Below are 21,027 nucleotides of genomic sequence, written 5' to 3' on the forward strand. Positions count from 1 at the left end.
TTGCGCGTCCAAAGTAGATGGCTCTGCGCTCAAAGCACAGCATTCCGCACTCAAAGCATCATCTCTTAAAAATCAAGAACCAACATAATCCCCGCCATCAACATGGATCGTCTGCCCCGTCATATAGCTGGAATCGTTAGAAGCAAGGAAGACGTACGCAGGTGCGTTCTCCGCCGGTTGCCCTCGTCGTTTAACAGGGGTATCTGCTCCGTGCTGCTCCACTTTTTTTGCATCGAATGTTGCAGGAATCAAAGGCGTCCAAATCGGACCCGGGGCTACTGCGTTGACGCGGATTCCTTTTGCAGCCAAGTTTAAGGCAAGTGAGCGGGTGAAGCTTGTAATTGCGCCTTTCGTTGCCGAATAATCGATCAATCCAGGTGAGCCGTTATAAGCCGTGACGGAAGACGTATTGATAATGCAATCGCCCTCTTTCATATGAGCCAATGCCGCTTTCGATAAATAAAACAAGCCGAAGAAATTGGCATCGAACGTTTCACGCAGCTGGTCGCTCGATATTTGTGAAATGTCGTCTTGCGGGAACTGCTTTCCGGCATTGTTCACGAGGATATTCAAACTGCCGAATTCTTGGATGACATCGTCGATCAGCTTCTCGCAATTTTCCTCTTCACTAATATCGATGCGAATCTTCTTCGCTTTCCCGCCGTATTGTTCAATCAGCTCCATGGTTTTATTCGCATCGACATCTTCGGCTTCGTCCAAGTAGGCAATCGCCACGTTGGCTCCTTCTTTCGCAAAAGCCACAGCGACGGCCCGTCCGATCCCACTATCTCCGCCGGTAATAAGGGCGTTTTTCCCTTTCAATTTACCGGACCCTTTATAGTTTTCATCATCATAGAGGGGAGGCGGATCCATCTCCGCTTCGATTCCGGGCTGCTGGTTTTGTGTCTGTGGCGTCACTTGTTCATCTTTTTTTTCATATTTATCTTCAGGCATTCATGTATTCCTCCTTAGAAAAATGTCTATTTTGGGTATTCCCTGTATGGTGTCTGGTAAACGTTGCGGCGGGATTTGGTTTTTTATTTCAGAAAGGAGGGAATTGGGAAATGGGAGGTGCTATGCGCATGTGGAAATCTGGGGTTTGGAATCAACTGAAAATACCTATTGCATCAATCTTCTGGCTGCTAACGATGGTTGTTCTCATCATGGGAACTTATAATGAGATTCCTATTTCAGCCTATTTCGTTTTTGCGGTGATTGCACTATTATTTTTTATCGGATCGGATCGATTGGCTTTTTTCTTTTACGTTATCTTAACGGTGGGGACTGTATTTGCCCTTCTAGTCATTGCATTTCGGGATCATTGGAGTCCGCTCGATCAGGGGTTGGCCATCGGGCTACATTTTCTGTTTCTAGTACACTTATTTGCACTTTATAGCTTATCAAAATACGTTTATCAATTTCGCAGTGAGAATTATTTTCTTACGGAACGGATTTTGCATCTTGAAGGCTTCATTTCAGAAGAAGGTGTTTTATCGCGAAAGGAATTTGAAAAACAGGCGGCTTTCATTTTAGCAATGATGGCAAGGCGGAAGGAGACCGGCTATATTGTTCAAATCGATTTGTCCGAATTGCCACGGATGACAAAGCGTACAGCACTATTATCTGTAGGAAGTATTCTACATACGGAAAGCAGACAGCACTTTGACATCATAGGGAAGACAGGTGAATTCAAGTTGACAATCCTACTGCAAAACACAAATGCAGATGGGCTGGCGATTGTGAATGACAGAATCGAAAAAAGGCTAAGAGAGATATTTCAAGAACATGTGTTAGAGAGGATGAAATGGACGGCAACACGGATAGAAGGGCAGACCGCTTTACCTGAAGGGGTGGTCTCATGAGGCGCCGAACGATTCTATTATTTATCGCGTTCTTTCTGTTTTTGCTAGCGATTGTCATTGGAGCCGTCTACAATATCCTTTTCGTGCTGTTGCTGACGACTGCCTTATTCCTCTTGCTACTGTCCTATTATTCCCTATTGCTCGTCGCTGGTCTCTATAATCGCGTTAAAATGGAGAAGACGCCCGTACAATTACTTGAAAACTATCCTGGAGTCGATATTCTCATCCCAGCTCATAATGAAGGCGTGGTCATTAAAGACACGATTGAAGCAATGGTCGGTATAAAATACCCGGGAGATCTGCAAATCTACGTATTGAACGACAACTCTACAGATGAAACTGCGGAAATCGCTCAAGTCTTTGACGACACATATAAAAATGTCCATCACATCAAAGTGCCTCCCGGCGAACCGCGAGGCAAATCACGGGTGTTGAACTATGGTTTGAGTATATCTGCGAATAAATATTATTGCGTATATGATGCGGATAATCAGCCTGAGCCCGATGCACTGATCAAACTCATTGTAACTGCCGAGCAGAACGAGGAGTCTGCAGGAGCTGTCGGTTATGTGCGCACGATGAATGAGTCCACGAACTGGCTGACTCGCATGATTTCCATCGAGTTTCAAGTATTCCAGCTACTCATGCAATCTGGAAGGTGGCAATTGTTTAAAACGGGTTCATTGACAGGGACAAATATGCTTGTCAAACGGTCCGTCATTGACGAATTGGGCGGATATGACCCTTATGCAATCGCGGAAGATGCGGAGTTGACATTGCGCATCACTCAAAAGGGGTATTATTTGCCGATTGTCCCTGACTCCATCACTTGGGAGCAGGAGCCGGAAACACTGTCCGTTTACGTGAAACAGCGCACGCGCTGGCTTCAGGGGAATCTGTATATCGTCGAGAAGATTTTGACAGAGCCCGGATATTTTCGTGGGAAGCTGCTCGTTCATTCCATCCAACAACTGACTGTTTACGTCATCTTTTGGCTTTTCCTCATCGTGTCATACGTATGGTTCATTCTCGGCATTCTCGATATATTCTCCTTGCAATATAGTTATCCGTTGCTGTTCATTTGGTATTTGTCCTATATCATCTACACCGCGCAACTATTTGCTGCCCAAGCGACACAACGGACGTTTACACCAATAAATGTATTTATCAGCGTCATCATGTATTTCACTTATGCCCAGCTCTTTACCTATTTATTTATCCGCAGTTCGATTCGGTATATAAAGGCGAAGAAAAACCGGCAAATTATAGGCTGGGATAAAACCGCTAGATTCAAATCGAAATAATGTGCGGTATAATGGGGGAAAAGGGGATGAATAAAAATGAAGAAATTGCTGTTGACAGGCTTTGAGCCATTTTTGAATTATCCCGTCAATCCAACTGCGCGGATTGTCGAGGAATTGCACGGGATGGAAATCGGGGGTTACCGTATCCATAGTGAAGTGCTGCCGGTCGATTTCAGCGTGTCGGGGGACCGGGTTATTTCTCATATTGAAGCGGTTAAACCGGATGCGGTCTTGTCGCTCGGCTTATCAGGCGGCCGATTCAAAATTACGCCCGAACGGATCGCCATCAATGTGAATGACGGAGCAAAGGATAATAGCGGCCATGCTCCTATCGATGAGCCGATTATCGAAGGGGGAGCGGACGGCTATTTTTCCAATATGCCAATTCGTAAAATGGTCAACGCCTTGAAGGGCGCCGGACTGCCCGCGGAAATCTCCAATACGGCAGGCGCTTATTTGTGTAACCATGTTATGTACCGCGTTCTTCATGTTGTGACGGAACGGCGTGAAGATATGCTTGCTGGTTTTATCCATATCCCAGCTTCGCATGAACTCGCAGTCGAGCATGGTCGGGTGCCAAGCTGGTCGCATGAAGACTTGAAACGGGCAATTGTGACGTGCATCGAAGTGTTGGATTGAATGAAAAACGCGGGAGAAGCTAATCTCCCGGCGTTTTTAACAAGTTCACGAGAACTTCTCAACATTAAACGAAAACTCCTCCCATGAGAATGAGAACACCACGCTGCGTTCATCTCCCAAGGCTTAATCCATATTTAACGGCAACGCATAAAAAAAAGCATCCGGGATGCGACGTAGGCAATCCGGATGCTGCTTGATTAACTAAAAGAAAAATAGCCCGATGCTGACAACGATTCCGCTTAGCACTAAAACAAACACACAATACCCCATGATGTCTTTTGCACGCAATCCTGCAATCGCTAGCGCCGGCAACGCCCAGAATGGCTGGATCATATTCGTCCAAGCGTCGCCCCATGCGATTGCCATGGCGGTCTTCGCGTAGCTGACGCCTAGCTCTTGGGCTGCTTCAAGCATGACGGGCGCTTGGACTGCCCATTGCCCGCCGCCTGAAGGTACGAAGAAGTTGACGAGCCCCGCAGCATAGAATGTGAACAGTGGGAAAGTCGCTTCGGTTGAAATGCTGACAAACCATTGGGAGATGACTTTCGCTAGTTCTGAATCCACCATCATGCCCATGATCCCCGCGTAAAACGGGAACTGTATGATAATTCCACCTGACGTCTTTACTGCATTTGCAACTGCTGTAAGAAAACGCTTGGGCGTACCGTGGAAAATGATGCCGAGAATAAAGAAAATCAGGTTGACAATATTTAAATTTAAATCGAATCCTTTGCCGACAAAGTGTTGCACAAGATAGACAATACCTAATGCACCGATCAGCATCGATAGGATTACACTGTTTTCAAGGCGTGCTGCAGGCGTTTTTTCCTCTACCTCTTCCACTTCAATTTCTTCTTCCAATAGCTTAGGATCGACGGTAACCGTATCCTCCGGCTTTGGCATCATGAAACGATTTAACAACGGTAACGTTATGAAAATAATAGCGATAATGAATAGATTATACGTTGAAAAAATCGTTTCGGACGTTGGAACGACACCCATCATGTAGGCAAATGGGTGATCAGGCGTTGCGATGGTCAAAGGAATCGATCCGCCAAGCCCTCCATGCCAGATGATAAATCCAGAGTAAGCGCTTGCAATTAATAGCCGATAATCGACAGTTGTCACTTTTTTGGCGATTTCCTTAGCGAACAATGCTCCAATAACAAGACCGAAACCCCAGTTGATCCAACAAGCGATAAGCGACACGACTGTGACGAGCAGAATCGCTGTACCAGGTGACTTCGCCAATCCTGCCAACGAACTTAATATTTTCTTGAAGAAAGGACTGCTTGCCAATACATGTCCCGCAACTAACACGATGACCATCTGCATCGTAAATGTGAGAAGCCCCCAGAAACCATTCCCCCAGTGGATGGTCATGTCTAGTGGACCTGAATCAGTCAGGCCGATACCAAGCAAAAAGACGAGCAGAGTCAGAATGGCAACGAATATGTATGGATCTGGCAAATACCTTTCCATGATCGTATTCGACCATCTAGTAAGTGTTTTCATTCCCTTTTACCCCCTATTTTTTTATCCACTCTATAAGATTACCATATTGAAATTAATCCGCAAAAATGTTTTTTCCGAAAAGTGAAACGAAATTGATTTCAAAAAGTCTACTTTGTAAAGAGGAAGATAAGGAAAGGTGATGAAAGTGAGAAAACCGATTATATGGTTTGGTGTAGCTATGGTTATGGTGTTGGTCGTTATGGGTATCGCAATGTTCATGGAGAAGGAGAATGTTTCCGCCTATGATTCCATCGAATCAATCAACACAGCAGCTGATTTGAAAGCGTATTTTGAGAGAGCGAAAGACATGCAAAGCGTTTCCGTGGAGTATTATGCTGTTAGTGAGTCCTCAGAAAAATCTTCCATGGATAGTGCGGAAACATCGAATGCAGTTGGCGAGGGAGAACATTCATCGACGAATAACCAAGTGGAAGGTGTCGACGAATCGGATATGGTGAAAACGGACGGCGACTATATATACTCCATATTCGAAGGAATGGCGGTGAAGATCGTCGATATCCGGGATCCTCAGAGGATGAAAGTCGCAGCTGAAATAAAACCGGATAATGACTATTACCCGTCGCAGCTATTTTTACATGATGATCTATTGATTGTGCTTGGTGAAAAAATGGAACACTATCCGCCGGATAAATCGGAGACACTAGATAGTATGATGCCGATGAACAGCTTAACGACTGTCCGTATGTACAATATCGAGAAGCCTGAAAAGCCGGTGTTCATCCGCGAAGTCGGAGTAGAAGGTTATTTGAGAAGTGCGCGCAAGACGGACGGTATGCTTTATCTCGTAACAAATGTATACCCGAACTTCTGGGCGTTGGAAGATATCGAAGGCGATGCACTGCGTCCGCGCGTCTTTGATTCGAATGAAAAAGAAAAGAAATTCATGGAGTTTGGGGATATCGCCATTTTGCCAGGCGCGATGGATCCATCTTACTCCGTCATCGCTGCTATTGACTTGACGTCGCCGAAAACTTCCGAGCTCAAAACGAAAGGATATCTAGGAAGCAGCGACCAAATGTACATGACGAAGGACCATCTCTATTTGACGGCATTGAAATATGAAACAAGCACGAATTCACGTGGCGCTGAAATCATGATCTGGAATCCTGGAAAAGCGAATACTGAAATCTTCAAGTTTACGCTCGACGGGACCGACATCGAGTTTTACCGCTCGGCCGAGTTGGGCGGGACGATTTTGAATCAATTCTCCATGGATGAATACAAAGGGAATTTCCGGGTCGTCATGACGGAAGGGAATATGTGGGATGAGAAAAACCCTTCGAAAAACCATCTGTACATTTTAAATGAAAACATGAAAACGACCGGCTCGGTGAAAGGCCTTGCGAAAGGGGAGCGCATTTATTCAGCGCGTTTCATGGGGGATAAAGCGTATATGGTGACATTCAGGGAGACCGACCCGCTTTTCGTCATTGACGTTGCAGATCCAGCAAAGCCAAAAGTATTGGGTGAGTTAAAAATTCCGGGCTTCTCGAATTACTTGCACCCATTGGATGAAAATCATCTCATCGGCTTCGGGTATGAAACCGTGGCGAGGAAAAATCCATCGGGAGGCGAGCCGATGATCTTGACGAAAGGCATGAAAATCTCGCTATTCGATGTGACCGATTTTCATAACCCGAAAGAGAAATTTACGGAAATCATTGGAGGGCGCGGAACGTATTCACCTCTCCAATACGATCACAAAGCGCTGTTCCAGCATAAAAAGAGAAACCTTTTCGGCTTCCCTGCGAGTATTTATGAAGAAGGCGAGAAGGAGTTCGATGTGGACTTTAAAGGCTCCGGAGCTCTCGTCTACGAAATCACACCGGAACGCGGAATCGTGCTGAAAGGCGATTTAGTGCAAAAGAAAACTTCCGGTGAACAGTACGAAGACTGGGAAAAACAAGTTCAGCGGCTGTTGTACAGCGGGGACAGCTTGTTTACATTATCGATGCAAGAAATCAAAAGCTACAAGCTCGATTCGTTTAAGGAAATCAGCACGTTGAAGATGCAATGAAGGGGAAAGTGGAGGGAGCGCCAGCGCTCCCTCTTTTTTATAGTTGAAATCGTGCAAGGGCTCAATTATTCCATCAAAGTCTCCAATAATTACACAAACAAAAAACGGAGCCGCACCCCAGCGGCTCCGTTCCTTATGAAATCTCGTTCTCTTTTACAGGAGCTCCAATATAATAGCCTTGGACGGCATCAACGCCCATTTCTTTCAACGCTTCGAATTGCTCTTCGGTTTCGACTCCCTCAGCAACAACGTAAAGGCCCATCGATTTGCCGAAAAGAATCATCCCTTCGACAAGCTGCCGTGTTTTGGGCATTGTGAGCAGAGAATTGGTAAACACTTTATCGATTTTCACTTTGGAAATCGGCAATTGCTGCATGTACCTGAAAGAGGCATACCCTGTGCCGAAATCATCCAGGATGAACCGAATGCCCGTCTCTTCAAACGCTTTCATTTGTTGGATGATTGCATGTTCCTGTTCGGCTTGGAAGGCGAACTTTTCCGTGATCTCCAACTCGATCTTGTCGGCTGGGCATTTCGTCTTCTGTAAAATGCCTGTCAGTTTTTCTTTCATCTGTGAAGAGTCACCGAACTCCCGCACGGATGAATTGACGGAAATACGGATATCCGGATTATCGGCCATCAGCTTCACAGCGAGCGATGCGGCTTCTTCGAGCACGTAGGCACCGATGGCATGAATCATGCCGTTTTCCTCCGCAATCGGGATCAGCTCATCTGGCTGGATATGTCCGATTTCTTTGTCCTCCCAGCGGACAAGCGCTTCATACACAAAAACCTCGCCCGTCGCAATATCCAATTGCGGCTGATAGACGACCTGCAAGTTGTTGTGGTCCAGCGCTGTCAGCATTTTCTTGTCGATGAGGGAACGGCGGTTCAACACTTTATGGGATTCGGCAGATAATGAAGAGATGCGTCCTCCGCCTTGTTCTGTAATCGTCTTCGTCGCCGCCAATGCAGCTTTGTACAAATGTGAATAGGAAGACTGGTCCTCTGGGAAACGAACGATTCCGCCGCTCACCGATAATGGCAGTGAGTGGTTTTCGATATAGATTGGCTGCTCTTTCAAAAATTCCAGGAATCCTTGGACGAACCAATCTCCGAATGAGGTCAGTACGACGAATTGGCTAATACCGACTCTCGCGATTTGATCCCCTTGGAAAAATCGTTTCAGGCGGTTCGTAAATTCCTGGATTAAAACCGATTCCGAATCATACGACTGCAGATCTTTCAGTGTATAATAGTGATCGATTGCTATGTAGACGAACGAAAAGTGCCTATCCTCATCAATGTATTCGTTGACCATCGTCTCCAATTTGTGCCGGCTCATCAGTCCGGTCTCAAAATCGATAAAGGCGATTTGCTGGAGTTTCTCCTTCAGCTGGACCTCTTCAGTCATATCAAGCTCTAAAAATGTGCAAGACTCAAGCGTGTCCTCTGAATCAAGCGCTGGAATCGCCATCATTTGGACGTAATAAGGCTCGCCATGCCGCGTCAGTTTTTCGACTTTGCCAAACCAGGATTTCCCGTTCGATACACGGTTCCATATCGCGTGTGCCTGTGCCTGGCCATGTTCGTCCTCGGAAAACATTTGCCAAAAGGATTTTCCGAGAATACGTTTTGGTGTCCAATTGCTTGAGGCTAAGAAGTTGTTGTTCGTGTATGTTATCAAGCCATCACCATCCGTACGGGTCACCATTAAGAACTCGACAAGACTGTCCATGACAAGTGGCAGCTCGGTTCTATTTTCTTGGTTTGCCGGTTTCATCTTTTTGTCCCCTTTCGGATGTCATATGTATTTTATTATATAGGAAGTTCAGTGAATTTACAGTACATCTTTTATGACGGAATGCGCACATCTAAGAAACTACTAAATAAAGTAAAAGGTGGTGGAATGATATGAAAAGAGCAAAAGGGATTTTCATGATCATAGCGGGGGCGATGCTTTGGGGTGCGACGGGACCGATGATGGAGTGGGTTCTGGATACAGGAAAAATGTCCGTCTCCTTCATGCTCATCGTCCGTCTGCTGCTCGCGGGGCTGGGTCTCCTTCTCGTATTGAAAATGAAAGGCGTGCAGATTACGCGCCCGCTCCGCCATAAAGTATGGCTGCGACAAATGTGTATTTTCGGTGTTGTCGGAATGCTCGGCGTCCAATTTACATTTGCGGGCTCCATCAATACGAGCAACGCTGTTGTCGCGACGTTGTTTCAATTCATGGCGCCGATTTATATCATCCTTTTCGTTTCGATTAGGCAAAAGGAGCGCCCGCCAGCATCCCAAGTGATTGGAATGGCTGTCACATTGGTTGGCCTTTTCTTACTGCTGACGAATGGGACGCTTTCCAACTTCGCACTGACGAAAGAGGCACTTCTTTTTGGACTGGCCGTTGGGTTCACCTTCGCGTTTTATACTTTATATCCTGTTCGACTCATGAATGAATGGGGCGTACTCCTCTCTGTTGGATGGGGGATGCTTATCGGAGGACTCACGCTCTTTCTCTTGAATATATTAAGGTTCGGCAAAGAAATTGATGCGCTCGCGGACGTGAAGTTGTCGTTCATGCTATTGCTCATCATCATTGTCGGGACGGCGGCATTTCTTCTATTCCTCGGCAGCATGAAATATATTTCACCCGTGGAAACAAGTATCCTCTCAAGTTTCGAACCGTTGACGGCAATGATCATTTCCGTCATCTGGTTTGGCAGTGTATTGGGCATTTGGCAAATGGTCGGAGGCGCAATCATGCTCCTCGGCGTCACGGGTCTTTCAGTGGCGGGAAGCAAGGCGAAAGAAGAATAAATACTACCGGAATCCTGAAGAGGGTTCCGGTTTTTTGGTGTGAATTAATGAAAAATGGCAAGAGAGGAGGCGTGGGTGATGAATGAGAAGTTTTTAGGAGTGAACGAGAACTTTTCAAGGGAAAACGAGAACTCCCGGGGCAAGAACGGGAACTTCATTCACCAATCAAACGGATGTCTGAAATTCCGGACTACTCAAATTCCTCCCTATACAGAAATTGCTACCTGTGTCATAATGGTGACAATAAAAATAATTCGTAATACGAAAGAGTTTTTGGGGGTTCGGTAAGATGAAAACAGTTTTTTCCTTTGCAAAGCCGTATAAATGGCCGATATTCATTGCCCTGTTCCTCATGTTGACGGAGCTTTCGGTAGAGCTGATCCAGCCATTATTAATAGCCAAAATCATCGACGACGGCATCTTGGCAGAAGATGTCAGCGTCATTTGGGTATGGGGGAGCGTCATGATGGGGCTGGCGTTCGTTGCCTTCTTTTCCGGTGCGATCAACTCCTACTTCGCCGCCCATGCTGCGCAAAGCTTCGCATTCGATTTGCGACAGGCGTTATTCCGCCAAGTGCAATCATTTTCCATGGCGACCTTTTTACGATTTCCGACAGCGGGATTGATCACACGTTTGACGAGCGACGTGACGATGGCGCAAAACGTCCTGTTCATGTCGCTGCGGATTATGATGCGTGCACCTTTGCTTGTAATTGGAAGCTTGGTCATGGCATTTCTCGTCAATGTAAAGTTGGCGCTCTACCTTGTCATCGGTGCGCCGATCCTGCTGATTTTCCTCTTCATCATGGCAAGAAAAGGGGTCGGCTACTTTTCAACAGTGCAGCGCAGGCTCGATCGGGTGAACCGTGTCATCCAGGAAAACCTGCAGGCGGTCCGGCTGATCAAAGCTTATTTGCGGGGCATGTACGAGGCGAGCCGATTTTCGAAAGTAGCGGGGGCGCTCCGTAAGGACACCGTCAAAGCGATGCGGATGATGGAGCTCATATTGCCTGTCCTCCTGTTCGTCATGAACGTCAGCTTGATGGCTGTTCTTTGGTTTGGTGCCATCGAAATCGACGGTGGGAATGCGCAAGTCGGGGAGTTAGTCGCGATCGTCAACTATGCGATGCGGATGACAGGCGCATTTTCGATGTTTGCATTCATTATTAGTGCATTATCTCGAGCGAAGGCATCTTCTGAACGGATGGAGGAAGTGCTGCTTGCAAATGGAGATTTAGAAAATCAGGAAACGGAAAGCTCTGGGCTAGGCAACTTGGAAGGGGATCTTCTTTTCGAAAATGTCTCCTTCCATTATCCAGGGAAATCGGAACCGATATTGGATAACGTATCCTTCCACGTGGCGCCAGGGGAAAAGCTCGCCATCATGGGGGCGACCGGATCGGGGAAATCGACGCTTCTCAACCTTATTCCACGCATGTTTGAACCGACCGAGGGGAAAATCTTTGTCGGAGGAGTCGAAGTGAAGGAGTGGGCGCTTAAGGATTTGCGCGATACGATTGGTCTCGTCCCGCAGCAATCAATCCTGTTCACTGGATCCATCTTGGAAAACCTTTCATGGGGGGACAGCGATGCGGAGCCTGACGAGCTGATCGAGGCGGCGGTCAAGGCGCAAATCCACGAATCAATCGATTTATTCCCGCAGAAGTACGGAACGCGTGTCGGGCAGAAAGGGGTTAACCTGTCGGGTGGACAAAAACAGCGGTTATCCATCGCACGAGCGCTCGTCCGGAAGCCGTCGATCCTCATCCTTGATGACAGTACGAGCGCATTGGACGTCAAAACCGAAAATGCTTTGTGGGAAGCGTTGAAGGAGGAAGTTGCGACGATGCTTGTCGTCACGCAAAAAGTACAGACGGCTAAAGGAGCGGATCAGATCCTTTTATTGGATGAAGGAAAGGTCGTCGGATACGGCACACATGCGGATCTCATGGAGCAGTCGGCATTGTACCGGAAAATAGCTGAGTCTCAATCGGAAGAGGAGGTGGTCGCTGATGTTGCGAACAATTCGTAAGCCGTTCGGATATGAACCGATCATCAAGAAAGAAGATATTAAAGGCCCGGGGAAAAAGAAAGTGGAGCGCGCGAGTGATTGGAAATCGGTGCTCCTTAGAATATGGAAGCTCGTCGATGAACAGCGGGGGCTGCTCATCCTCGTGCTTGCCCTCGTGCTCGTCAGTTCGGCGCTTGCGTTGCTTGGACCCTTCCTGATCGGGAAAATCATCGATACGCATATCATCCCGATGGAGTTCGGCGGCTTGGGCGGCAAGATTGGCATGCTGATCGCGATTTACGCGGGATTGTCGCTTGCCCTTTATTTCCAAAGCTTCTGGATGGTCGGCATCGCCCAGCAAACAATTTTCAGACTGCGGACGAGTCTGTTTTCGCAACTTCAGAAGCTGCCCGTCACATTTTTTGACAAGAGGCAGCATGGCGAATTGATGAGCCGCGTGACCAATGACATCGAAAACGTTAGTCAGACGCTGAATTCGTCATTCATCCAAGTGTTCTCGAGCATTTTGACATTGTCCGGTACGCTTGCGGTCATGCTATACTTGAGCCCGATTTTGACATTGCTGACGATGATCATCGTCCCAGTCATGTTCATCGCAATTCGGTGGATCACCCGACGGACGGGATTGCTGTTCAAAGAGCAGCAGCAAGCGGTCGGACAATTGAATGGAATGATTGAAGAAACGATTTCAGGACAGCGGATTATCAAAGCATTTTCACAGGAAGAGCGCGTCATGGAGGAATTCGCTGAAAAGAGCGATCGGCTGCGCCGGACGGGCTTCTGGGCGTTGACGTATTCCGGGTTCATTCCAAAAGTGATGAATATGCTGAACAACGCGGCTTTTGCCATCGTTGCGGGCGTCGGGGGACTGCTTGCGCTGAAGGGGGACGGCATCGTTACAATCGGTACGATTGTTATCTTTTCCGAGTACGCACGTCAATTCACGAGGCCGCTCAATGATTTGTCCAACCAGTTCAACACCGTTCTTTCCGCAATCGCGGGAGCGGAACGTGTATTCAGAATCATGGATGAGCCGATCGAGCAGGACGATGCGACGGGGCATGTGGACACCATCTTAGCGGGCGACGTCGAATTCAGGAATGTGTCATTCGGCTATGCGGTCGACACGGACGGCTATACGGTCGACGACATCTCCTTCCACGTCAAGCCAGGAGAAACAGCGGCATTCGTCGGAGCGACCGGGGCAGGGAAGACGACGATCATGCAGCTCCTAGCCCGCTTCTATGAGGCGAATGAAGGGCAGATCCTCATCGACGGAATTCCAATCAAAGACCTGCCGCGCCAAACATTGCGGAGCCAGACGGCATTCGTCTTGCAGGATCCGTTTTTATTCGAAGCGACTGTCATGGAGAATATCCGGTATGGCAAACTTGACGCCACGGACGAGGAAGTGATCGAGGCTGCGAAAAAGGCGAATGCCCACAGCTTTATCTCAAGGCTCGAGAATGGGTACGATACTGTTCTGACGGCGGATGGCGGCGAAATTTCTCAAGGGCAGAAGCAGTTGCTCTCCATCGCGAGGGCGCTCGTCGCCGACCCTGTATTGCTCTTGCTCGACGAGGCGACAAGCAGCATCGACACTGTCACAGAACTTGCCATCCAGGAAGCGCTCGACCGGCTGATGGAAGGGAGAACGAGCTTCGTCATCGCCCATAGGCTGAACACGGTCCGGAAAGCCGACACCGTCTACGTCATGGGACAAGGGAAGCTCATCGAATCCGGCAGCCAGGAGGAATTGATCGAAAAACAAGGGGTTTATTATACAATGTTGATGGATTCAAAGATTTGAACACAAAAAACAGGCGGGGAATTGCATCCTCGCCTGTTTGATTCATTTCATCATCATTTTCGATCTTCAATTTCCAACTTCGTCCCATCGTCGAAGTCAACATCTAAATCGAATTTAGTATACGTATCGAGTCCGAACCATTCCATAATTCGATCGATGATATCTTGGTTGGACATATCATGCGTCAGCATAATCTTCGTGAAAAACTCATCTATCTTATCAAACGCTTCCTGATCCTTCAAATTCAAGCTCGCCAACTGATTGACATACTTCGCCTTATGCGATTTTTTCACTTCATACTCTACGTCAACGGCATCTTTCCCATCGACCTCAATCTCCAAATCGAACTCACTGAAACCGTACCCATCACCCGTATTCATCGTGCCGCCTTCTTTTTCATCTTCATAGATGACCGTCGCATCCTCGCGCGTAGGATCATCCGCATTCTTGCTCGCATTCCCGCACGCGCCTAAAACGAGCACGGCAACTAAAAAGAGCATAAGGACCTTCAGCTTATTCATCATGATCGCACACCTCCTGTTGTAGTCTTCTATTTATTAATTTCCTTCATTCCACAAAATTAAACACAAAGGCCGTTTTGGAGGAATCGCGTCAGAGAAAGTGGTTGATATGGAATTGGCCCACATTCATTTCATCGGGAAACTCGGGGATTTGTGCGAGTCGGTGATAACAGGCTGAGAGTAGGTGATAAACTCGTCCGAGTCGGTGATAAACCCGGTCAATTCGGTGATAAACCCGGTCAATTCGGTGATAAACCCATCTAAGCCGGTGATAACTGCCGCCAAGTCGGTGATAATCGATATAGTCAGGCATAAAAAAACAACCGGCGCCTCGCCGGTTGCTCCATCCTGCCTAGTATTTACCACTTCGCCCGGTGGTCTTCCGCGCTGCCGAGCATTTGCCGGATCCTTAACGTCGAACCGTCATGCAGCTTGACGCGGCCGTTGAAATAGCCGACGAGTTGATTGACATTCGTTTGGACAAGCTGCGCATTCGTCTTGGCAATCCGTTCGAAGAAAGGGGTGAACGTCAAGTCGACGTGATCGGAAAACTTTGTCCCGATGTGCCAAGGTTGCATGAAACTGTCCTTGTCGTACGTGAAAATGACATCTTCATGAACCTTCGTCATGACGCCGTCCACGAATACCGCATTTTCCGTCATGCCGGTACCATCCGTCCATTTCCCGCCAAAGTTCAGCCCAATCCGACGACCGCCCAAACGCTGGGAAGCCATCGCCCAATTCCACTCCGCTTCACGAGGCCAAACACCGCGCCCATAATCAAGCACGGCAAAGCTGTAATCCGGATTGAAATTATACCGTTTCTCCCCGATTTTCACGAAACCCACTGTCGGCAATGAATGATGCTTCGCCGTAAATTGGAACCGGTCCCTGTTGCGGGGGATGACGACATTCAGCGAATCGTCCCCGTCTGGATGCGTAATATGTAGATCAGCATGAAGTGTTTCATTATCAAAATCGGGAATTGTCACGGATAGATGGGTTTCTCCTTGCATATGCACGAGCTGGACGGACATCCGTTCATTGACGAATTTCACGCTCCCGAGCACGTCCTCAGGCATCTTCACTTTCCGCCCGATCGGCAGCACAACCTGCTTCTCATAGAAGCGCTGCGTTTCATAATCGAGCAAATAGACGAAGCATACAGCCGCATAATCCAAATGGCTGATCGTCGCAGAAAACAGAAGATCCTCGCCGAACACACACCAATAATTCCATTTCTTCTTCCGCATAAAATGGCCTTTTAAGTTGCTTATAATGAAGGGACGGCGCGCAAATCCGATCGCTTCGGGATTCAGCATCCCTTTTGAATCGCACAGAAACACCGAATCCTTAAGTTCCCTTTCAGCATGTTGCAAGGAGATCTCCCCCGATCTATTGTCTTTTTCACATGACATGTTATAATCTATATTGTAGCAGATATACGGGGCATTAGCTCAGCTGGGAGAGTGTCACGCTGGCAGTGTGAAGGTCACCGGTTCGAACCCGGTATGCTCCATCATCAGAAACCTCATCAAATTAACATTTGATGGGGTTTCTTTTTATTTCCATTCAGGTAAAGGAATACTAGCAGCTTTCGTGAAGGAATCTATGTTGACTTAGAGAGGAAATATATCTTATGTAATTGACGAGACACCGTTTAGTGTCGTATCATAAAGGCACCAAAAAGTGTCCAATTCATACATGAGGAGGAGAGGATTTTGGTTACTACTGACCAAGAGCGTGATGTTTTTGTAGCCATAGCAGATCCAACAAGACGAAAGTTAATACGTTTGTTGGCAGATTCAGATGAGTTGCCGCTTTACGAATTAACTGCTCATTTTGAGATGGGGCGTACTGCTGTTTCTAAACATCTGGCTATTCTTAAAAAGGCTGATTTAGTGAAAAATCGTAAAATCGGCAGGGAAACAAGGTATCGATTAAATGCCGGTCCCTTGCAGGAAGTTAAAGATTGGTTAGCCTTTTACGAGGATTTTTGGACGGAAAGTGCGGCAAAACTAAAGAACATATTGGAGGAATAGACAATGGCGGATTTATCATTGGATTTTCAATTTAAGAGTTCTATCAATAAAGTATGGAATGCCTTAACGAATTCAGAAACGCTTGCGCTATGGGTAATGGAAAATAATTTCAAACCGATCGTAGGGTACAAATGTCAGTTTCGAAATGAGGCCATCGGTTTAGTTGTAGAGAGTGAAGTTCTGGAAGTGGACGAGCCTACTAAATTGTCCTACACATGGGTTGGTGGGCCGATCAATACAATCGTTACATGGACGTTAAAACAAGAGGGGGAAACAACTCATTTACATCTTGAACACTCAGGATTTGAGCAAGAAAACCAGGCGGCGTTTAATGGTGCAAAATACGGTTGGGCAAGTATGGTAGACAAACTGAATATCTTGTTAGAGGAAATGTAAGGATATCAATAGGATGGCCATTAAAGAGTAAAGCTTCTGAGTGGCTTAGAGGGAGTAACTGGAATGAGTTTTATAAAAGATGCAATATCGATATTCAAGAAGAGGGAATTAGCATTCAAAGAAAGCTACAAGGAGACGGAAAATGTTTATACCTTTCGATTTGAAAAAGAGAATGATGTAACTTGGAAAGCAGGACAGCATGGTTTGTTTAGCATTTCTCATAAGAAAATAAAAAATGGTACACGTCCAATCAGTGTGGCATCGGCTCCCACTGAGGATATTGTTCAACTGACGCTTGGCATTAGTGATACACCAAGTGAATTTAAGAAAGCGATGTTAGAATTGAAACCGGGAATGAAAGTAAGTATGAGTGGTCCTGTAGGGTCATTTTATTTAACAGATGAAGGTCCTTCCGTTCTGATTGCAGGTGGAATTGGAATTACGCCGTTTAGGTCGATGCTGAAACAGATAGAGGCTGAAGGGAACGGAGTCGGAAAAGAAATACATCTACTTTATATGGATAGCAAAGGGTCATTTGTGTTTAAAGATGAACTCGATGAAATTGCAAAAAACACTTCAATAATTGTAAATTACTTTGATACAAGGAATGACTTACATCAAGAAATCACTACGTTATCCAGCTTATATCAAAACAATGGTAAGTACTATATTGCAGGACCTAAGTCGATGGTGGAATCTATCTCAGCTCATTTACAAAGAAATGCTATATCGAAAAAGAGTATTAAAAAGGATGTCTTTTTTGGGTACTAACTGCTTTAGACTTCAATCGAAGGAACCTTTATCAAATTAACATTTGATAGGGTTCTTTTTTATTCATAATTAATTTTGGGTTGGTTAATGGATTGCGTGTGCCCGATTGAAGAACTAAAGCGACGAAACTGACTGAGATATGATTTATTATGGACATACTACTACCTCATTCGAATTTCACATCATAAGTTAGTAGTGTAAGAACTAATTTGATAAAACGACATCGGTTTGTGGGACAGAATCATTCGAAAGGTAGTGACAAATGATTATGAATAAAATAAATCACGGGAAATTCATATGCAACTATTGCTGTGAAGATAAGAGATTTTATTGGCCGCGAATCATAGCTAGTACACCAACATCTGTTCCCTCTCCACCGGCCATTGTCCCGGATCAAGTTATTCCAACGATAAATAGGTATTTCTATATTGTTACGGCGAATACAAGTCTAACAAACGGAGCAACCATACCAGCTAATTTATTTACGGATGATAATGGTAATGCAATAACGGAATTTGCGATTTTCAATCCCAATGGATATGTTAATCTTTTCATCAATGCAATGATGCAAGAAGGTGGCATGTATACGGTAACTGCAGATGCATTAATCATTGAACCGACTAATGCCACGATATTTACTGGGACTCCAATCATTATAGAATCAGTGGGATTCTCTGCTAGTTCTTCGACTCAAACCAATGGCTAACTAGTAGGACACATATAGACCCAATGATGAATATCTTATAGGCGAAGCCATTATAACTACGGAGGAATCGCTATCGGATATTTAGTTACAGTAGAGTCAGGTGTAAATCTATATGTTGAAGATCTTAATCCGGAGGGCAGCAAGACCATTGTATTTATTCATGGATGGCCGTTGAGCCATAAACAGTTCGAATATCAGTTTAACGTTCTTCCATCCATGGGGTATCGTTGTATCGGCATAGATTGGAGGGGCTTCGGCAATTCGGATAAACCAATCGAGGGCTACAACTTAGATCGATTGGCTGATGATATCCGTGCTGTTGTCGGTACACTTCAATTGGAGAATTTTGCGCTTGTCGGTCATTCAACAGGTGGATCTATTGCAATTCGGTATATGACTAGATATAACGGTTATGGAGTATCTCAGCTAGTCCTTGTAGACGCCGCTGCACCCATAGGTTTTTCGGAAGAAACAGCTAATCGATATCTTATGCAATCGTTAAATGATCGGCCTAAAATGATGCAGGAAGTCATCGATGGCTTTTTCTTTCAGTATATAACGAGCCAATTCTCGGATTGGTTCTTTCAAATGGGGATGCAGGCTGCGGGATGGTCGACCGCTGCGATCATTGTTTTATTAAGAGAAGAGAATTTATATGAGGAGCTGCCAAAGATAGGTGCCCCTACGTTACTTATTCATGGTATCCATGACAAAGTGATTCCATTTACACAAGCTAAAGAACTGAATGAATTAATCCCAAATTCACAGCTAATCCCATTTACATATAGTGGCCATGGCGCTTTTTGGGAAGAACGTGATAAGTTTAACCGGCTGTTGACTAAATTCATCCGTTAAAACATATTGGTCGCTTGTTCCAACCCGGTATGTTCCAAAAAATTGCCCTCCACCTAATCGTGGGGGCAATCTTATTATTTATCCTTTCCAAGCACCTTCTCCCAATCGATCGTTCCATCCTTCACTTGATCACGAAGCTCCTTCGTCATAACGTCAGTCGGGCGATTTCCTTTTGGCCAATCGTCGTCATGGCCCTTCCACTCAGGTCTGTCTTGGGAGAGGATGAACGCTGCCAGGTCGGCTGCTTCTTGGTCCGTTAACGAATTCGGTTGGCCGAGTGGCATGTTTTCTTGGATGAATCCGGCGTTTTTGGACATGCGTGCCATACCGGCGCCATCGTTAAAGGAGCCGTCTCCCCAAAGCGCAGGTCCTGTATTCGGTCCGGTGCCTGATCCATCTCCTGCATGGCAAGCGATGCATGATTGCTGGAACACTCTTTCACCATTTTCCACGTCAGGGATAGGGACTTCATCCATGTTATTCTTGCCGAGCCATTCAAGCTCTGCTCCAACCGGAATTCCTTCTGAAATATACGTCAAATAAGCGACCATGGCGTTAAGATCCTCATCGCCTTCCTCAAAAGCCTTGCCATTCATACTGCGCACCATGCATCCATTAATACGATCTTCAAGAGTGAGAACTTGGGCCGCCCTCTCATTGTATTGCGGATAAACGGCCGCCACGCCGACAAGAGATGAGGTGTCTTGATCGAGCCCGTCTCCCGCGTGGCAGCTTGTACATGATAATTGATTCACAAAATCTTCGCCGTCCTCTGCTGAAGAAGCCTTTTTGCGTATCGCATTCGATGTATCATTTATGAGCTCGCGCCCTCTCAATATTGTGTCTCCCATCGGGCCGTCAGGTATGTCGTCGATAGAAGGAGGATTATACGCAATCTCTCCGCCATTCTCTTCTATTACAGTAGGGGCACCCTCTTCCATGAGGGATTTGTCGGTTTTCAGCTGATTCGCCAACAGGACAATGACACCTAAAGATAGGAGAAATAGAAATCCGATAGTGAGTGTAGTTGATCTGTTCATCTGTCTCCCTCTCTTTCTCTACCTATAGTTAACTTGTACCCCTTCGGCATTTTGATAAACGGGTGAAGGGGAGGGGGAGGTCAAATAAATAGCATGGCATCTCTTCCCATTTCATACGATGGAAATACGGGGGTGTTTAGGTAAATTGTATAACCGGGAAGCGGCGGTCCGGTATGCGGATGAGTGGTGGAACGGAAGGAATCCTGCCTTTCCGTCATTCGATGTCGACTGTACGAATTATATTTCGCAATGTTTGCTCGCGGGAGGGGCGCCGATGTATGGGTATCCGAACCGTGAACGGGGCTGGTGGCTGCAAGGGGGGACATGGAGTTTCAGTTGGTCGGTTTCGCATTCGATGCGGTGGTATTTGTCGGGTTCCACGAAAGGGCTGACCGCACGGCAAGTTGGCTCGCCTGAGGAACTTGATCTTGGCGATGTCATTTGCTACGACTTTCAAGGGGATGGACGGTTCGATCATACGACAATCGTCACGGCAAAGGACGGCGCGATGCCGCTCGTCAACGCCCATACGTACGATGCATACCACCGGACGTGGGATTATAAGGATTCTTACGCGTGGCGGGAAAATGCGAAGTATGTCTTCTTTAAAATCAATGATTATTTCACGTGAAGGGAAAAAATAAGACGGAGCCGCCGAGGTGTTGATGTGGAGAAAACA

19 protein-coding genes and 1 tRNA gene are annotated in these 21,027 nt (G+C 46.4%); 14 read left to right on the top strand and 6 right to left on the bottom strand.

From position 1 onward, the window contains the following. Positions 1-72 precede the first annotated feature (72 nt). Complete coding sequence (locus tag AWV70_RS17415; RefSeq protein WP_060209773.1) at positions 73-954, bottom strand: SDR family oxidoreductase; 882 nt, start codon at positions 952-954, stop codon at positions 73-75. Positions 955-1,082: 128 nt separating this feature from the next. Here AWV70_RS17415 and AWV70_RS17420 point away from each other — a divergent pair, with 128 nt between their 5' ends. From AWV70_RS17420 to AWV70_RS17430, 3 genes are read left to right on the top strand one after another with little or no spacing between them, the layout of a single operon-like run. Further along, positions 1,083-1,862 (top strand): hypothetical protein, encoded by a 780-nt coding sequence (locus AWV70_RS17420; RefSeq protein WP_153010040.1) that lies wholly within the window; start codon positions 1,083-1,085, stop codon positions 1,860-1,862. Then, positions 1,859-3,166: a glycosyltransferase family 2 protein gene (locus tag AWV70_RS17425; protein ID WP_060209777.1), complete on the top strand. Its 1,308-nt coding sequence runs from the start codon at positions 1,859-1,861 to the stop codon at positions 3,164-3,166. Before AWV70_RS17420 ends, AWV70_RS17425 begins: the two co-directional genes overlap by 4 nt. Before the next feature lie 36 nt (positions 3,167-3,202). After that, entirely contained in the window at positions 3,203-3,805 is a 603-nt protein-coding gene (locus tag AWV70_RS17430; RefSeq protein ID WP_060209779.1) for a pyroglutamyl-peptidase I, read from the top strand. A 201-nt stretch (positions 3,806-4,006) separates the two neighbouring features. Here AWV70_RS17430 and AWV70_RS17435 read toward each other — a convergent pair whose 3' ends face one another. After that, positions 4,007-5,320, bottom strand: coding sequence for a short-chain fatty acid transporter (locus AWV70_RS17435; RefSeq protein ID WP_060209792.1), 1,314 nt, complete (start codon positions 5,318-5,320; stop codon positions 4,007-4,009). Positions 5,321-5,459: 139 nt separating this feature from the next. Between AWV70_RS17435 and AWV70_RS17440 the strand changes: the two genes are divergently transcribed. Then, complete coding sequence (locus AWV70_RS17440) at positions 5,460-7,358, top strand: beta-propeller domain-containing protein (protein WP_235588735.1); 1,899 nt, start codon at positions 5,460-5,462, stop codon at positions 7,356-7,358. Between the two features lie 133 nt (positions 7,359-7,491). On the opposite strand, the gene AWV70_RS17445 is transcribed toward AWV70_RS17440, so the two are convergent. Further along, positions 7,492-9,141 carry a sensor domain-containing protein gene (locus AWV70_RS17445; RefSeq protein ID WP_060209796.1) on the bottom strand — a complete coding sequence of 550 codons (1,650 nt, stop codon included), beginning with the start codon at positions 9,139-9,141 and terminating at the stop codon, positions 7,492-7,494. A 131-nt stretch (positions 9,142-9,272) separates the two neighbouring features. Between AWV70_RS17445 and AWV70_RS17450 the strand changes: the two genes are divergently transcribed. The 3 genes from AWV70_RS17450 to AWV70_RS17465 all read left to right on the top strand — a co-directional run bounded on the left by AWV70_RS17450 (position 9,273) and on the right by AWV70_RS17465 (position 14,017). After that, positions 9,273-10,175, top strand: coding sequence for a DMT family transporter (locus AWV70_RS17450; protein ID WP_060209797.1), 903 nt, complete (start codon positions 9,273-9,275; stop codon positions 10,173-10,175). 289 nt (positions 10,176-10,464) lie between these two features. After that, on the top strand, positions 10,465-12,207 hold the full coding sequence (locus AWV70_RS17460) for an ABC transporter ATP-binding protein (RefSeq protein WP_060209801.1): 1,743 nt from the start codon (positions 10,465-10,467) through the stop codon (positions 12,205-12,207). Continuing rightward, a complete protein-coding gene (locus AWV70_RS17465) occupies positions 12,188-14,017 on the top strand; it encodes an ABC transporter ATP-binding protein (protein ID WP_060209803.1) in 1,830 nt (609 codons plus the stop codon). Before AWV70_RS17460 ends, AWV70_RS17465 begins: the two co-directional genes overlap by 20 nt. A 53-nt stretch (positions 14,018-14,070) precedes the next feature. Here AWV70_RS17465 and AWV70_RS17470 read toward each other — a convergent pair whose 3' ends face one another. After that, the gene (locus tag AWV70_RS17470; protein WP_060209805.1) at positions 14,071-14,541 is read right to left on the bottom strand and encodes a YusW family protein; all 471 of its coding nucleotides are present in this window, start codon (positions 14,539-14,541) and stop codon (positions 14,071-14,073) included. A gap of 356 nt (positions 14,542-14,897) precedes the next feature. After that, the gene (locus AWV70_RS17475; RefSeq protein ID WP_414714849.1) at positions 14,898-15,860 is read right to left on the bottom strand and encodes a DUF2804 domain-containing protein; all 963 of its coding nucleotides are present in this window, start codon (positions 15,858-15,860) and stop codon (positions 14,898-14,900) included. A 124-nt stretch (positions 15,861-15,984) separates the two neighbouring features. On the opposite strand from AWV70_RS17475, the gene AWV70_RS17480 reads away from it, so the two are divergent. From AWV70_RS17480 to AWV70_RS17505, 6 genes are all read left to right on the top strand, one after another. Further along, positions 15,985-16,057 (top strand) — tRNA-Ala (locus AWV70_RS17480). Between the two features lie 202 nt (positions 16,058-16,259). Then, complete coding sequence (locus AWV70_RS17485) at positions 16,260-16,580, top strand: ArsR/SmtB family transcription factor (RefSeq protein WP_060209809.1); 321 nt, start codon at positions 16,260-16,262, stop codon at positions 16,578-16,580. Positions 16,581-16,583: 3 nt separating this feature from the next. Continuing rightward, positions 16,584-16,976, top strand: a complete 393-nt coding sequence (locus AWV70_RS17490) for an SRPBCC family protein (protein WP_060209811.1) — start codon at positions 16,584-16,586, stop codon at positions 16,974-16,976. Positions 16,977-17,039: 63 nt separating this feature from the next. Beyond that, the gene (locus tag AWV70_RS17495) at positions 17,040-17,747 is read left to right on the top strand and encodes an FAD-dependent oxidoreductase (RefSeq protein ID WP_060209812.1); all 708 of its coding nucleotides are present in this window, start codon (positions 17,040-17,042) and stop codon (positions 17,745-17,747) included. A gap of 262 nt (positions 17,748-18,009) precedes the next feature. Further along, positions 18,010-18,453 carry a DUF4183 domain-containing protein gene (locus tag AWV70_RS17500; RefSeq protein ID WP_201024395.1) on the top strand — a complete coding sequence of 148 codons (444 nt, stop codon included), beginning with the start codon at positions 18,010-18,012 and terminating at the stop codon, positions 18,451-18,453. A 72-nt stretch (positions 18,454-18,525) separates the two neighbouring features. After that, on the top strand, positions 18,526-19,308 hold the full coding sequence (locus AWV70_RS17505) for an alpha/beta fold hydrolase (protein ID WP_060209814.1): 783 nt from the start codon (positions 18,526-18,528) through the stop codon (positions 19,306-19,308). A gap of 74 nt (positions 19,309-19,382) precedes the next feature. On the opposite strand, the gene AWV70_RS17510 is transcribed toward AWV70_RS17505, so the two are convergent. Further along, positions 19,383-20,348, bottom strand: coding sequence for a c-type cytochrome (locus AWV70_RS17510; protein WP_060209815.1), 966 nt, complete (start codon positions 20,346-20,348; stop codon positions 19,383-19,385). Between the two features lie 145 nt (positions 20,349-20,493). Between AWV70_RS17510 and AWV70_RS17515 the strand changes: the two genes are divergently transcribed. After that, the gene (locus AWV70_RS17515; RefSeq protein WP_235588733.1) at positions 20,494-20,979 is read left to right on the top strand and encodes an amidase domain-containing protein; all 486 of its coding nucleotides are present in this window, start codon (positions 20,494-20,496) and stop codon (positions 20,977-20,979) included. The last annotated feature ends 48 nt before the right edge of the window (positions 20,980-21,027 follow it).

The organism is Sporosarcina koreensis (genome assembly GCF_001531445.1).
GTDB lineage: Bacteria > Bacillota > Bacilli > Bacillales_A > Planococcaceae > Sporosarcina > Sporosarcina koreensis_C.